Annotated in this window: 11 protein-coding genes; 10 read left to right on the plus strand and 1 reads right to left on the minus strand. The window is 70.9% G+C overall.

What is annotated here, in order from left to right; genetic code table 11:
• The first annotated feature begins 59 nt into the window (after positions 1–59).
• The 4 genes from V6V16_RS17080 (at position 60) to V6V16_RS17090 (ending at position 2,660) form a co-directional block, all read left to right on the plus strand.
• Positions 60–221: a hypothetical protein gene (locus V6V16_RS17080; RefSeq protein WP_334563238.1), complete on the plus strand. Its 162-nt coding sequence runs from the start codon at positions 60–62 to the stop codon at positions 219–221.
• Positions 208–951, plus strand: a complete 744-nt coding sequence (locus tag V6V16_RS17085) for a helix-turn-helix domain-containing protein (RefSeq protein WP_442934096.1) — start codon at positions 208–210, stop codon at positions 949–951. Before V6V16_RS17080 ends, V6V16_RS17085 begins: the two co-directional genes overlap by 14 nt.
• A complete protein-coding gene (locus V6V16_RS27915; RefSeq protein WP_442934097.1) occupies positions 952–1,335 on the plus strand; it encodes a hypothetical protein in 384 nt (127 codons plus the stop codon).
• Positions 1,336–1,589: 254 nt separating this feature from the next.
• Positions 1,590–2,660: a trypsin-like serine peptidase gene (locus V6V16_RS17090; RefSeq protein WP_334563239.1), complete on the plus strand. Its 1,071-nt coding sequence runs from the start codon at positions 1,590–1,592 to the stop codon at positions 2,658–2,660.
• A 135-nt stretch (positions 2,661–2,795) separates the two neighbouring features.
• On the opposite strand, the gene V6V16_RS17095 is transcribed toward V6V16_RS17090, so the two are convergent.
• Positions 2,796–3,641: a CHAP domain-containing protein gene (locus V6V16_RS17095; protein ID WP_334563240.1), complete on the minus strand. Its 846-nt coding sequence runs from the start codon at positions 3,639–3,641 to the stop codon at positions 2,796–2,798.
• A gap of 453 nt (positions 3,642–4,094) precedes the next feature.
• Here V6V16_RS17095 and chvE point away from each other — a divergent pair, with 453 nt between their 5' ends.
• The 6 genes from chvE to V6V16_RS17125 all read left to right on the plus strand — a co-directional run bounded on the left by chvE (position 4,095) and on the right by V6V16_RS17125 (position 12,196).
• A complete protein-coding gene (gene chvE, locus V6V16_RS17100; RefSeq protein WP_334563241.1) occupies positions 4,095–5,234 on the plus strand; it encodes a multiple monosaccharide ABC transporter substrate-binding protein in 1,140 nt (379 codons plus the stop codon).
• 83 nt (positions 5,235–5,317) lie between these two features.
• A complete protein-coding gene (gene mmsA, locus V6V16_RS17105) occupies positions 5,318–6,856 on the plus strand; it encodes a multiple monosaccharide ABC transporter ATP-binding protein (RefSeq protein ID WP_334563244.1) in 1,539 nt (512 codons plus the stop codon).
• Positions 6,853–8,103 carry a multiple monosaccharide ABC transporter permease gene (mmsB, locus tag V6V16_RS17110; protein ID WP_334563246.1) on the plus strand — a complete coding sequence of 417 codons (1,251 nt, stop codon included), beginning with the start codon at positions 6,853–6,855 and terminating at the stop codon, positions 8,101–8,103. The genes mmsA and mmsB overlap by 4 nt, the downstream gene beginning before the upstream one ends.
• A gap of 601 nt (positions 8,104–8,704) precedes the next feature.
• Positions 8,705–10,390 carry a ribulokinase gene (gene araB / locus V6V16_RS17115; RefSeq protein ID WP_334563248.1) on the plus strand — a complete coding sequence of 562 codons (1,686 nt, stop codon included), beginning with the start codon at positions 8,705–8,707 and terminating at the stop codon, positions 10,388–10,390.
• On the plus strand, positions 10,387–11,070 hold the full coding sequence (locus V6V16_RS17120) for an L-ribulose-5-phosphate 4-epimerase (protein ID WP_334563249.1): 684 nt from the start codon (positions 10,387–10,389) through the stop codon (positions 11,068–11,070). The genes araB and V6V16_RS17120 overlap by 4 nt, the downstream gene beginning before the upstream one ends.
• 133 nt (positions 11,071–11,203) lie before the next feature.
• Positions 11,204–12,196: an ABC transporter substrate-binding protein gene (locus tag V6V16_RS17125; protein ID WP_334563250.1), complete on the plus strand. Its 993-nt coding sequence runs from the start codon at positions 11,204–11,206 to the stop codon at positions 12,194–12,196.
• The last annotated feature ends 21 nt before the right edge of the window (positions 12,197–12,217 follow it).

Here is a 12,217-nt window from a genome sequence, read left to right on the forward strand (position 1 = left end):
CGCGGCGACACGGGTGCTTCAGGCCCTGTCGTCGCGCTCCTCGATCGATGGAGGTGCGGATGGGGACCGACGGGTCGGCGAGCCGGGGTGAGCAGGTCGAGGCGGCCGAGCGGGAGGCAGCCAGGCAACGCCTGCGGGAACGGGCCGAGGCGGAGCGCGTACCGGTGGGGGAGATCACCCGGGCGGTGCCGGACCGGCGGTGGCGGCGTGACCAGCGCTGACGGGCCGATCGGCCGCCGCGTGGCGCGCTGGCGGACGCGGCGGCGGATGACCCAGCAGATGTTCGCCGACCGGCTCGGCAGATCGAAGAGCTGGGTGGACAAGACCGAGCGGGGCGTACGGCCGCTGGACCGCTACCCGGTGATCCAGGAGATCGCCCGGGTGCTGCGGGTCGACCCGCTGGTGCTGCTCGGCGAGCACCACCCGACGCCGACCGGGGTCAGCCTGGTGGACGGGGTGGACGGCATCCGGGCCGCCCTCGCCCGCTACGACGATCCCCGGGCGACGGCGTCCGTGGCGGAGACGGGCCGGCACCTCGCGCACGCCTGGCTGGGCTACCAGCACGCGCACTACGCCCAGGTGGTGCGGCTGCTGCCGGGGCTGCTGCACGCCGCGCGGGGCCTGCGGACGGGGAAGCCGGGGCTGTTGGTGCAGGCGTACCGGGTCGCCTCGTCGACGCTGGTGAAACTCGGCGAGCCGGACCTCGGGTGGCTGGCCGCCGATCGTGCGATGGCGGCGGCCGGCGGCGATCCGGCGCTGGCGGGGGCGGCGGCCGTGTCTGTCGGCCAGGCACTGCGGGCGCTGGGCCGGGATCGGCTGGCGACGGTCGCCGCCGCGCGTCGTGTCGCGCCGGCGCCGGTGTACGGGACGCTGCTGCTCCAGGCCGCGCTGGCCGCCGCCGGTTGCGGCGACGGCCACCGGGCCGAGGAACTGACCGAGCGGGCCGTCTAGGTGGCGGCGCGGGTCGCCGGGGACGACCCGCACCGGACGGGCTTCGGGCCGGCCGCCGTCGAGCTGGCCCGGGTGGTGGCGGCGGTCGAGCTGGGGGACGCCGGGGAGGCGGTGCGCCGGCACGAGCGGGCGGTGCGGAGGGAGGAGTGGCGGCGGCTGCCGGCCGAGCACCGGGCCGCCTACCTGGTGGACGCCGCGCGGGCGTACCTCCGGGTCGGCGACCTGCCCGGGGCCGGGCGCGCGTTGGTCGACGCGGACGGCGTCGCGCCGGCCGAGGTCCGGTGCCGGCCGCTGGCGCGTACGGTCCTCGCCGAGGTCGCCCGCGGGAACCCGGCGCCGGCCGGCGTGGCGCGGCTGGCGACGCTGGTCGGCCTGACCCGCTGACGGGTTGCCGGTACGCGGCCGGCCGTCGCGGCCCGTGCCGGAGTTCGCCGGCTGGCGGAAGCGCAATTCCCGCTGCCGACAAGAGAAGCGTTCTCAAGCTGATAAATCGAATTCGCGGGCCATGGGATTTGCGCGTCAATAGCGCCGTCTCTGTTCGATCTGGCCACGGTTTGTCCGTCGCAGTCGTACGGTTGGCGCCTCCGGTCAACGGAAAGGCGGTGTCAGCTACCCGCCAATTCAATGCGTTGCGATGAATGGGAATCTGTCGATACCTTTTTGTGGCCCAGATCGGGCACCTACGACAAGGGGGAACCTTGAGATCATCCCTGCGCTGGTCCGCGATGACCAGCCTGGCGCTGGCGCTGGTCGTGACCGGCCCGGCGGCCGCCGAGGCGAAGCCGGCTCCGGTCGAGAAGAACGGCAACACCACCACGGTCGCCCGCACCAGCGACGGTCGAGCGATCACCAACGAGGCCGTCGCCAGAGAGGTCGCGGCGTTCTGGACGCCGCAACGGATGGCGAGCGCCGTCGACCTGGACATCGCGAAGCCCGCGGGCGCCACCGAGGCGCCGAGCCGGGCGACGAAGCCGGACGGGCCGGCGGGCTCGGTCGCGCCGGTGCAGCCTCGCGTCGCCAGCCGCGACGGAGTCGGCATCCAGCTCAACGAGTCGGCGACCGTCGGCAAGGTCTACTTCACCACCCCCAACGGCGGCACGGCCTCGTGCTCGGCGAGCGCGGTCGCCAGTGGCAAGGCGCGACTGGTCATGACCGCGGGGCACTGCGTGCACCAGGGCGCCGGCGGGCAGTGGTACAGCAACTGGCAGTTCGTGCCGCGCTACCGCGACGGCGCGCGCCCGTTCGGCACGTTCGTGGCCTACCAGCTCGCGGCCCGCACCGCGTGGATCAACAGCAGCAGCTACGACGAGGACATGGCCATCGCCATCATGCACAACGGCGGCAACTGGGGCCTGAAGGTCGTCGAGACGGTCGGCGGCCACGGAATGCGCTGGAACTGGGGTTACAGCGTTCCCCTGATGACCGCCCTCGGTTATCCGTCCAACCTCGGCGGTGGCGAGAGCCAGTACTTCTGCCAGAGCGGCACCTGGCACGCCGGCGCCCAGCAGATCCGGATGTACTGCAACATGACCTACGGCTCCAGTGGCGGTCCCTGGTTGCAGGAATACAACGACCAGAACGGTCTCGGATTCATCAACAGCGTCGTGAGCCACGGTGACAATCCGGGCAACGGCCAATTCGACGGCCCGTACTTCGACAACGACATCAAGAGCCTCTACGACTTCGTCGAGGGTCTCTCCCCGGCGTAAGGCGTCCTGACCAGCAGAGCCCCGGCCACCGGCCGGGGCTCTGCCCAGGTCGTGGAGCTGACGGCCTGCCCGCGACGTGGGCACGCTCAACCCGTCGGGTGCTGGCGTGCCCACGTCCTCAGTCGGGGCGACAGGTCACTTGAAGCGGATGAACTTGGAGAACTGGCTGTTGGCGGTCCCCACCGACACCGTGCGGTGGCTGTACCGGTCGGCCTGGACGTAGTTGTACTCGTCGATCTCGAAGGTGCCGTTCGGGTTCACCCTGGTGACGAAGGCGACGTGCCCGTAGGTGCCGCCCAGGCGGACCGCGATGTCACCGGCCTTCGGGGTGTTGTGGACCGGCACCCCCGCGCGTCCGGCCGCGGCGACCCACTCCTTGGCGTTGCCCCACCGCGCCTGGCCGAGGTACTGGTTGTGGAAGGGCACGCCGACCCGGCTCCGCAGCGCCCAGGCCGCGAAACTGGTGCACTGCCCCTTGTAGAAGTTCCAGGGGTCGATGCCGGTGCCCTGGCCCTTGTACGGGTAGTCGTCCCTGGCCGGATAGGTCGTCCCGGCGGAGAGCAGCTGGTGGGAGGCGTTGTTGTTCTTCAGCGTGGCGTTCAGGTTCGCCTTCGCGCCGGGCGCGAGGTTCTGGTAGGCGTGGGAACCGTCGTAGCCGCTGTTGTAGTAGACCCGCACCGTCTTGCCGGTGCGGTTCCACGCGGAGGCGGCGTTGTTCTTGACGCACTGGCCCCGGCCGCTGCCGGCACCCTTGAACTCGTAGCAGCCCGGCTGCGTCGACCCGTAGTCGGCCAGCGAGCCCGCGTGGTCGGAGATCGATCCGGTGTGGCCGCTGTTGTAGTAGTAGCAGAACTCGCCGGCGTCGCAGATCCCGTCGCGGGACGCCGCCTGGGCGGGCGCGGTGACCGTCAGGAGGCCGAGGGTCGCGCCGAGTACGCTCGCGCCGAGGGCGCCGAGCACGCGAACGGTGAGTCTGGGCATGTCCACTTCCCTTCCGGGGTCGGGTGACGACGGGCCCACCCTACAATTCATTGATCAATCCGGATGCGTCCACGCGGCGCCGCGGCGCCACCGTGGATCCAGTCCGGGCCCACCCGCTCGGCACTGCGGGGTCATGGAACTCCGCCGCCTCCCGTCGCCGATCCGCGGTGCGCCGCTGGGCGGCGTCACCCGGCGGGGGTGGCCCGCCGTGCCGACTTCGGCCGGTCCGGCTCCCCGCAGCCATTGACGTAACCTGCTGTTAACGTTAACATGCGGCATCACGACCTGGCCGACCGATGGCGGACCCCGTTGTCGCGGCCAGGGCGGGGGACGCCGGTAGCCGCCGGGGAGCGCGACGGCTGCGGCGCGGCACGGGCGGGAGGGCGAGGTCGCGCCGACGCCCTCGTGCGTCGGGACCGGCTCTTCATCCAGGAGTACGGAGGGGAGAAAGCTGTGCGCAGACGAATTCTGGCCGCTCTCGGTGGGACGGTGCTCGCGATCGGCCTGGCCGCCTGCGGCGGCGAGGGAGCCGGCGGCGGCGACACCGCGGGGGAGCGGCCCACCGAGTTGACGATCGGCGTCTCGATGCCGACGCAGACCTCGGAGCGGTGGATCGCGGACGGCAAGGCCGTGAAGGAGAAGCTGGAGGCCAAGGGATACCGGGTGGACCTCCAGTACGCGGGGGACGACATCCCGACACAGTCGCAGCAGGTCGACCAGATGATCACACAGGGCGCGGACGTGTTGATCATCGCGGCGATCGACGGCACCGCCCTCAGCGGCCAACTCCAGGCGGCGGCGGACGCGAAGATCCCCGTCGTCGCGTACGACCGGCTCATCCGGGGCAGCTCCCACGTCGACTTCTACGTCAGCTTCGACAACTACAAGGTCGGCGTGGCCCAGGCCGACGCGCTGTTGGTCGGCCTCGGGCTCAAGAAGAAGGACGGCTCGAAGGGCACCGCGACCGGCCCGTTCAACGTGGAACTCTTCGCCGGCTCGCTGGACGACAACAACGCCCACTTCTTCTTCGACGGCGCGATGGACACACTCAAGCCGTTCGTGGACGCCGGCACGCTCAAGGTCAGGTCCGGACAGGTGAAGATCGAGCAGGCGGCGATCCTGCGCTGGCAGCAGGAGACGGCGCAGAAGCGCATGGAGGACCTGCTCACCTCCAGCTACAACGACGGCGGCAAGGTCGACGGGGTGCTCTCGCCGTACGACGGACTGTCGCGCGGCATCATCACCGCCCTGCAGAACGCCGGCTACGGCGCCGGGGGCAGGAAGATGCCGGTGGTGACCGGTCAGGACGCCGAGATCGCGTCGGCCAAGCTGATCAACGACGGCGTCCAGAACTCCACCATCTTCAAGGACACCCGCCTGCTGGCCGAGCAGGCCGTGGTCGTGGCCGAGGCGTTCCTGCAGAAGAAGGAACCACAGGCCAACGACACCAGGACGTACGACAACGGGGTCAAGGTCGTGCCCTCCTTCCTGTTGCCGGTCCAGACCGTCTACAAGGACGACATCAAGCCCGTGCTGGTCGACTCCGGCTACTGGACGGCCGAGGAGGTCGCCGCCGGGCAGGCGAAGGGCTGAACCGCCGTCCGGGCCCGGCGGTGCGACGAACGCCGCCGGGCCCGCCGGCATCGCTGACGACGGCCACGAGCAGGACGGTTCCCATGCGCGAGAACATCCTCGAAATGCACAGGATCACGAAGACCTTTCCCGGCGTGACGGCCCTGCGCGACGTCTCGCTCGCCGTGCGGCGCGGGGAGATCCACGCGATCTGCGGCGAGAACGGTGCCGGCAAGTCCACCCTGATGAAGGTCCTGTCCGGGGTGCACCCGGCGGGTGACTACGAGGGCCGGATCGTCTTCGACGGCGAGCCGGTCCACTTCCGTGGCATCCGTGACAGCGAGTCGCGCGGCATCGTCATCATCCACCAGGAACTGGCGCTGGTGCCGCACCTGTCGATCGCGGAGAACATCTTCCTCGGCCACGAGCGGCGCGGGCCGGGCGGGCTGATCGACTGGAACCGGACCAACGCCGAGGCGGCACGCCTGCTGGAGACGGTCGGCCTGATGGAGAACCCGGTGACGCCCGTCGTGCAGCTCGGCGTGGGCAAGCAGCAACTGGTCGAGATCGCCAAGGCGCTGTCGAAGAAGGTGCGGCTGCTGATCCTGGACGAGCCGACCGCCGCGCTCAACGACAACGACTCGGCGTACCTGCTGGACCTGATGCGCCGGCTGCGGGATCAGGGCATCACCTGCATCATGATCTCCCACAAGCTCGGTGAGATCACCTCGGTCGCCGACTCGACCACCGTGATCCGGGACGGCCGGACCGTCGAGACGCTCGACATGAACGACGACACGGCCACCCAGGAACGGATCATCCGTGGCATGGTCGGCCGGGACCTCGCCGCCTTCTACCCCGACCGGGTGTCCTCCCCGGGCAGCGAGGTGCTCCGCATCGAGGACTGGTCGGTGCGGCACCCCGTCCAGGACCGGTTCGTGGTGCACGGCGCCTCGCTGCACGTCCGCGCGGGCGAGGTCGTCGGCATCGCCGGGCTGATGGGGGCCGGCCGCACCGAGCTGGCGATGAGCGTGTTCGGCCGCTCGTACGGTCGGTACGTCTCCGGCCGGCTGTTCGTGCGCGGACGGGAGGTCAGGGCCCGCACGGTGGCCGAGGCGATCGGGCACGGCATCGCGTACGCGACCGAGGACCGGAAGCGCTACGGCCTCAACCTGATCGACGACATCCGGCGCAACATCTCGGCCGCGGCGCTGGGCAAGCTCGCCAGGCTCGGCTGGATCGACGGCAACGAGGAGATCAAGGTCGCCGAGCGGGGCCGGCGCGACATGAACATCAAGGCCCCGACGGTGATGGCGGTGGTCGGCAGGCTCTCCGGCGGCAACCAGCAGAAGGTCGTCCTGTCGAAGTGGCTCTTCACCGATCCGGACGTGCTGATCCTGGACGAGCCGACCCGGGGCATCGACGTCGGCGCGAAGTTCGAGATATACACGATCATCAACCGCCTCGTCGCCGGCGGCAAGGCCGTCATCATCATCTCCTCCGAGCTCCCCGAACTGCTCGGGATGTGTGACCGCATCTACACCCTCGCGGCCGGCCGGATGACCGGCGAGCTGCCGGTGGGCGCGGCCACCCAGGAGAACCTCATGGAACTCATGACGAAGGACAGGGACCGCGTCGGATGACCAGCACGAAACCCCCCAGCACCCCGAAGAGCGGCCCGACCGACGCGGCCCCCGCCGCCGCCCTGCACACCGGGACCAGCGATCCGCGGACGCTGATCCTCGGCAACCTGCGGCAGAGCGGCATCTACCTCGCCCTCGTGGTGATCGTCGCGCTGTTCGCGGTACTCACCGACGGCGTCTCGCTCAGCCCGGGCAACATCACCAACGTCGTCCTGCAGTACTCCTACATCCTGGTGCTCGCCATCGGCATGGTCATCGTGATCATCGGCGGGCACATCGACCTCTCCGTCGGCTCGGTGGTGGCGCTCACCGGTGCGGTCTCCGCCGTGCTCGTCATCCGGGAGGGCCAGCCCTGGTGGGTCGGCGTCCTCGCCGCGCTCGCCGTGGGCCTGGCGGTCGGTGCCTGGCACGGTCTCTGGGTCGCGTACGCCGGGATCCCGGCATTCATCGTCACCCTGGCGGGCATGCTCCTGTTCCGTGGTCTCACCCTGCGGGTGCTGGACAACATCTCGCTGTCGCCGTTTCCGGCCGAGTACCAGCGGGTCGCCGCCGGCTTCCTCAACGGGCTCCTCGGCGGGCAGGGCTTCGACGCGTTCACGCTCTTCATCGGCGCGTTCGCGGTGGTCGGCTACGCGGTGAGCGTCTTCCGGACCCGGGTGGCGCGCATCCGCTACGCGCAGCCCGTGGAGTCCTTCCCGCTCTTCGTGGCGCGGGTGGTGGCGGTCGGCGCCGTGGTCATGTACTTCGCCTGGCAGCTGGCGCACGCGCGAGGGCTGCCGATCGTGCTGATCATCCTGGCCGTACTCGTGCTGGGCTACGGCCTGCTCACCCGGCGTACGGTCTTCGGCCGCCAGGTCTACGCGATCGGCGGCAATCTCCCGGCGGCGGCGCTCTCCGGGATCCGGGTGAAGACGGTCAACTTCTGGATCTTCGTCAACATGGGCTTCCTCTCCGCGGTCGCGGGCGTGATCTACTCGTCGCGTTCCAACGGCGCCCAGCCCGCCGCCGGCAACATGTTCGAGCTGGACGCCATCGCGGCGGCGTTCATCGGCGGTGCGGCGGTGACCGGCGGCGTCGGCACGGTCGTCGGCGCCATGGTGGGTGGTCTGATCATGGCCGTGATGAGCAACGGCATGCAGCTCATGGGTGTCGACCAGTCGGTCCAGTCGGTGGTGAAGGGCCTGGTGCTCCTCGTCGCCGTGGCGTTCGACGTCTACAACAAGCGGCGCGCCGCCGGCGACCGTTGACCGGGTGGCCGGCCGGGTGGGGGAGCGCCTCCACCCGACGGTCGGTCACCGTGGCCTCGGCTGGCGGCGTGCCCGGTCATGTCGTCGTGGCCCGCCCGGCGTCCCGGTCCGGTTCCGGCCGGCCGGGCTGTCGGGGCGAGCGCGGGGGCGATCATGTTATCGCTGACATCCGTAGCTGTGGATCCCGATCGGCGATGTCGTTCGCTGCGCGCGCCCGGCGGATGCCGGGGCGGCACTCGTCCATGCCCGCCTGCCCGCAGCTCAGATCGTCGGAGGCGGCGACGGTTCGCCCGGTGTCGAGCGGGTGTGCCGAACGGAAGTTGGCGCGCAGGGAGATCCCGCCGGATAGATCATGTTTACGTTAACATAGCCGCTTCCGCCGGGCCGGCGTCCTCGGTGTCGCCGCCGCCGCCGTTCTCCGGTGCGCGGCCGTTCCGTGCCCGTGTGCGCCGGGTGGCCCACCGACCGTCACCCGTCGTGACGGCTCGGTTCGGGTCCGGCCCGGCGGTCCGGCCTCCGTTACGTAGCTGTTTCCGGTCAGCGTCTTGACGCGCATGTATGTGAGCGTTAACACTAGGCCGGTCATCGCGTGGAGGTGGTCATGGGCAGTGTCGACGGCGTGAACGAGCGGTACGTCGTGGGGGTCGACTACGGCACCCTTTCCGGGCGGGCTCTGGTGGTCCGGGTCCACGACGGGGCCGAGGTCGGCACGGCCACGCACGAGTACCGCAACGGCGTGATCGAGGCGGCGCTCCCCGACGGCGGTGCGGCGCTGCCTCCCGACTGGGCGCTGCAGGACCCCGAGGACTACCGTGACGTCCTGCGCCACGCCGTCCCCGCCGCCCTGGCCGACGCCGGAGTCGACCCGTCGCGGGTGATCGGCATCGGCGTCGACTTCACCGCCTGCACGGTCCTGCCGACGCTCGCCGACGGCACCCCGCTGTGCGAGCTGCCGGGGCTGCGTCACCGCCCGCACGCCTGGGTGAAGCTGTGGAAGCACCACGCCGCGCAGTCGCACGCCGACCGGATCAACGCGTTGGCCCACGCCCGGCGCGAACCCTGGATCGGCCGTTACGGCGGCAGGATCTCCGCCGAGTGGCAGTTCGCCAAGGGGTTGCAGATCCTCGAGGAGGACCCGGAGACCTACCGGCGTGCCGAGCGTTTCATCGAGGCGGCCGACTGGATCGTGTGGCAGTTGTGCGGTGCGGAGACCCGCAACGTCTGCACCGCCGGGTACAAGGGCATCCGGCAGGACGGCCGGTACCCGTCGGCGGACTTCCTCGGCCAGCTCAACCCCGGTTTCACCGACTTCGTGTCCAAGCTGGACGGCCCGCTGCTGCCCCTGGGCGCCCGGGCCGGCGCCCTGGGCGCCCGGGCCGCCGCCTGGACCGGCCTGCCGCAGGGCGTCGCGGTCGCGGCAGGCAACGTCGACGCGCACGTCACCGCCGCCGCCGCCCGGGCCCTCGACCCCGGCCGCCTGGTCGCCATCATGGGTACCTCGACCTGTCACGTCGTCAACGGCACCCACCCGGCGGAGGTGCCGGGCATGTGCGGCGTCGTCGACGGCGGCATCAGCTCCGGCAGCTGGGGCTACGAGGCCGGGCAGAGCGGCGTGGGCGACATCTTCGCCTGGTTCGTCAACCACGCCGCACCGGCCGGGCTGGACTCGCACGAGCGGCTGACCGAGCTGGCCGCCGCCCAGCCGGTCGGCGCCCACGGCCTGGTGGCGCTGGACTGGTGGAACGGCAACCGGTCGGTGCTGGTCAACCACGACCTGAGCGGCCTGGTCGTCGGCCTGACGCTGGCCACCCGGCCGCCCGACATCTACCGCGCGCTGCTGGAGTCCACCGCGTTCGGCACCCGGATGATCATCGAGGCGTTCGTGGCCGCCGGGGTGCCGGTCACCGACCTGGTCGTCGCCGGCGGCCTCACCTCGAACCGGCTGCTGATGCAGATCTACGCCGACGTGACCAACCGGCCGTTGGGCATCATCGGCTCCGCCCAGGGGCCGGCGCTGGGGTCGGCGATCCACGCGGCGGTGGCCGCCGGCGCGTACCGGACCGTCCACGACGCCTCGGCGGCGATGGGCCGGGTGGACGAGGGCGTCTACCGGCCGGACCCGGCCAACGTGCGGGCGTACGACGCCCTGTACGCCGAGTACCGCGCGCTGCACGACCATTTCGGCCGGGGTGCCACCGACGCCATGCTCCGGCTACGGGCGATCCGCAACGCGGCGGTGCAGGCCACCGCCAGCGCGACCGACACGATCCTGGAGGTGGTCCGATGAACCCCGAGACGGCCCGGCAGGTGAGCGCCCTGCGGCGCACGGTGGCCCACCTGCACGGCGAACTGACCCGGTACGCGCTGGTGGCGTGGACGGCCGGCAACGTCTCGGCGCGGGTCCCCGGGCAGGACCTCCTGGTGATCAAACCCAGCGGGGTCGACTACGACGACCTGACGGCGGAGAGCATGGTCGTCTGCGACCTGAACGGGACCGTGGTCGACGGCGGCGGCTCGCCGTCCAGCGACACCGCCGCCCACGCCTACGTCTACCGGGCGATGCCCGAGGTCGGCGGCGTCGTGCACACGCACAGCCGCTACGCCACCGCCTGGGCGGCCCGGGGCGAGGCGATCCCGTGCTGGCTGACCGCCCAGGCCGACGAGTTCGGCGGGGAGATCCCGGTCGGGCCGTTCGCGCTGATCGGCGGCGACGACATCGGCAAGGGGATCGTCGGCACCCTCTCCGGGCACCGTTCGCCGGCGGTGCTCATGCGCAACCACGGGGTCTTCACGATCGGCAGGGACGCCCGCGCGGCGGTCAAGGCGGCGGTGATGTGCGAGGACGTCGCCCGCACCGCGCACCTGGCCCGCGCGCTCGGGCAGCCGCTGACGATCGCGCAGGCCGACGTCGACGCGCTTCACCAGCGGTACCAGAACGTCTACGGCCAACGCCCGACGTCCGGGTGACCCGACGACGGCCACCTCCCGACGGGCGCCACCCGTCCGGCGGAGCCCTCCTGTCGTACCAACTCCCACCACCACCGCCGGGCCGCACGTTCCCGCAGTACGGCGGTCCGGATCACCCAACCGAGGAGAACCGATGAGAACCAGGAGAACAGCGCGCACCGTCGTGGCGGCCTTCGCCGCCGTACTGCTCGCGGGCAGCGTGGCGGCCTGCGGCAACAGCGACACCGGCGGCGACTCCGGCGGCGACGACAAGATCGTCCTGGGCTTCTCCCAGGTCGGCGCCGAGAGCGGCTGGCGGACGGCGAACAGCATCTCGATCAAGGAGGCCGCCAGCCAGGCGGGGATCGAGCTCAAGTTCGACGACGCGCAGCAGAAGCAGGAGAACCAGATCAAGGCGATCCGGAACTTCATCCAGCAGAAGGTCGACGTGATCGCCTTCTCGCCGGTGGTGGAGTCCGGGTGGGACACGGTTCTCAAGGAGGCGAAGGACGCCGGAATTCCGGTCATCCTGACCGACCGGTCGGTCGACTCGGCCGACAAGACGCTCTACAAGACGTTCCTCGGCTCGGACTTCGTCAAGGAGGGCCGCCTCGCCGGCGAGTGGCTGGTGGAGCAGACCAAGACCGCCAGCGGCCCGGTGAACATCGTCGAATTGCAGGGAACGACCGGCTCGGCGCCGGCCAACGACCGCAAGGAGGGCTTCGCCAAGGCGATCGCCGGCAACCCGAACCTGAAGATCGTCGCGTCCCAGTCGGGTGACTTCAAGCGGGCCGACGGCAAGCAGGTCATGGAGCAGTTCCTCAAGGCCAACCCGGACATCGACGTGCTCTTCGCGCACAACGACGACATGGGTCTCGGCGCACTGGAGGCGATCACCGCCGCCGGCAAGGTGCCCGGCAAGGACATCACCATCATCACCATCGACGCGGTGAAGGACGGGATGCAGGCCCTCGCGGACGGCAAGTTCAACTTCATCGCGGAGTGCAGCCCGCTGCTCGGCCCGCAGCTGATGGACCTGGTGAAGAAGGTCAAGGCCGGCGAGGAGGTGCCCGCCCGCATCGAGACCGAGGAGACCACCTTCACCCAGGAGCAGGCCAAGGCGGCCCTGCCCAACCGCAAGTACTGACCGACGCCGGGGTCGCCGTCC

This window comes from Micromonospora sp. CPCC 205561, assembly GCF_036906775.1.
In the GTDB taxonomy this organism is placed as follows: domain Bacteria; phylum Actinomycetota; class Actinomycetes; order Mycobacteriales; family Micromonosporaceae; genus Micromonospora.

What these genes read in the sequence shown, in the direction of transcription:
- V6V16_RS17080 (WP_334563238.1), top strand. Translation starts at nt 60, where the DNA reads ATGGGGACCGACGGGTCGGCGAGCCGGGGTGAGCAGGTCGAGGCGGCC.
- V6V16_RS17090 (WP_334563239.1), top strand. Translation starts at nt 1,590, where the DNA reads ATGGGAATCTGTCGATACCTTTTTGTGGCCCAGATCGGGCACCTACGA.
- V6V16_RS17095 (WP_334563240.1), bottom strand. Translation starts at nt 3,641, where the DNA reads ATGCCCAGACTCACCGTTCGCGTGCTCGGCGCCCTCGGCGCGAGCGTA.
- mmsA (WP_334563244.1), top strand. Translation starts at nt 5,318, where the DNA reads ATGCGCGAGAACATCCTCGAAATGCACAGGATCACGAAGACCTTTCCC.
- mmsB (WP_334563246.1), top strand. Translation starts at nt 6,853, where the DNA reads ATGACCAGCACGAAACCCCCCAGCACCCCGAAGAGCGGCCCGACCGAC.
- araB (WP_334563248.1), top strand. Translation starts at nt 8,705, where the DNA reads ATGGGCAGTGTCGACGGCGTGAACGAGCGGTACGTCGTGGGGGTCGAC.
- V6V16_RS17120 (WP_334563249.1), top strand. Translation starts at nt 10,387, where the DNA reads ATGAACCCCGAGACGGCCCGGCAGGTGAGCGCCCTGCGGCGCACGGTG.
- V6V16_RS17125 (WP_334563250.1), top strand. Translation starts at nt 11,204, where the DNA reads ATGAGAACCAGGAGAACAGCGCGCACCGTCGTGGCGGCCTTCGCCGCC.